Raw genomic sequence first — 287 nt, 5'->3', positions numbered from 1 at the left:
GTTTTTTACCCAACTGTGGGAGAGCGTAAAGCAGCTGGCCTCCGCTGCCTGGACGGCGGTGCAGGGTGTTTGGGCCGCTGTAGCTGAGTGGTTCAACCGTACGGTGGTCCAGCCGGTGGCCGGCTTCTTCTCCGGGCTGTGGCAGGGCATTCAGCAGGGGGCCGGCGCGGTCTGGGAGGCGGTCAAGGGCCTGTGGAGCGCCGCCGCAGAGTGGTTCTCCCAGCATGTGCCCCAGCCCCTCAGCGCCGCCTTCGACGTGGCCGGCGGGGCCATCAAGAACACCATCA

Annotated in this window: 1 protein-coding gene; it reads left to right on the top strand. The window is 67.2% G+C overall.

Annotated elements, in window-relative coordinates; translation table 11 throughout:
• Positions 1 to 287: hypothetical protein (locus D1646_RS24105; protein WP_160638508.1), on the top strand; the 287-nt coding region annotated here is incomplete at both ends.

Origin of the sequence: Pseudoflavonifractor sp. 60 (assembly GCF_009911645.1) — a bacterium.
In the GTDB taxonomy this organism is placed as follows: domain Bacteria; phylum Bacillota; class Clostridia; order Oscillospirales; family Oscillospiraceae; genus Lawsonibacter.
The sequence above is the reverse complement of the archived record's forward strand: the minus strand, read 5'-3'. Positions and strand labels throughout refer to the sequence as shown.